Source organism: Actinobacillus vicugnae (assembly GCF_901687125.1).
Classification (GTDB): Bacteria; Pseudomonadota; Gammaproteobacteria; order Enterobacterales; family Pasteurellaceae; genus Actinobacillus; species Actinobacillus vicugnae.
The window spans coordinates 1-808 of record NZ_CABFJY010000038.1; the positions used below are offsets into that span (position 1 = coordinate 1).

The 808-nt window shown below is 42.8% G+C and carries 2 protein-coding genes; both read right to left on the reverse strand.

The annotated features are described in order from the left end of the window. The coding region (locus tag F8M47_RS08145) for an IS3 family transposase (protein WP_167509609.1) at nt 1-362 on the reverse strand (362 nt) is incomplete at its 3' end. Nucleotides 363-388: 26 nt separating this feature from the next. Continuing rightward, nucleotides 389-763 (reverse strand): transposase, encoded by a 375-nt coding sequence (locus F8M47_RS08150; RefSeq protein ID WP_150539621.1) that lies wholly within the window; start codon nt 761-763, stop codon nt 389-391. Nucleotides 764-808 lie beyond the last annotated feature (45 nt).

Consider the following 808-nt stretch of genomic DNA (forward strand, 5'->3'; position numbering starts at 1 on the left):
GAAAAATAAAGCTTCGCTTGCCCAAGATGAAATTCGGTGACGTCCGTTACCCATTTTTGATTCGGCTTCGTCGCATTAAAATCACGATTGAGTAAATTCGGCGCAATATATGACGTTTTACCGCGTTTTCCGTGCCTTTTCTTACGAACAATAGAATGAATATGCAACGCATTCATCAATTTCAATACGGTTTTATGGTTCAGGCGAAAGCCGATTTGACGTAATTTTAAGGTTAAAGGACGATAGCCGTCCCGCTGTTTGCTTTCGTGATACAAGGAGAATATCGCCGCTTTTTCTGCCGAATAATCGCGATTAACCTCTTGATAATAAAAGGTGGAACGAGATAGCCGCGCCGCTTTCAATAAATCCGTGAGCGAATGCTTGCACCTTAAACTGTGGATGACCGCCCTTTTTTCTGCCGCCGTTTTTGACGGTCGAGCTCCTCCAACTTTTTTAGATAAGCAATCTCCGCTCTCGCCGCAGCAAGTTCACGTTGCAATTTTTTAAACGCTTGGGGGGAGAGGTCCGTAGGTTCGGGTACGACTATCTTTTTCTTTTTCATTTTAGGCTTCACTATTTTAGGCGGTTTAGGTTTGGTACAAGGGGATTTTACTCCATCCAATCCTCTTTCGCGAAAGGCTTTTAGCCACGAAATGACAAGAGAGTGAGGTATGTTATGAAGTTTAGCGACCTCACGAATACCCAAATCCTGTTCGGTCACTTGTTTGATAATGTTTAAACGAAATTGATAAGAATAAGACATAATCTGCACCTCAAATTAGGTGTCCAGGTTTTGGGGTGCAGATCA

Bases quoted from the DNA above. Each gene is read 5' to 3' on its own strand.
- F8M47_RS08150 (WP_150539621.1), bottom strand. From the start codon at position 763: ATGTCTTATTCTTATCAATTTCGTTTAAACATTATCAAACAAGTGACC.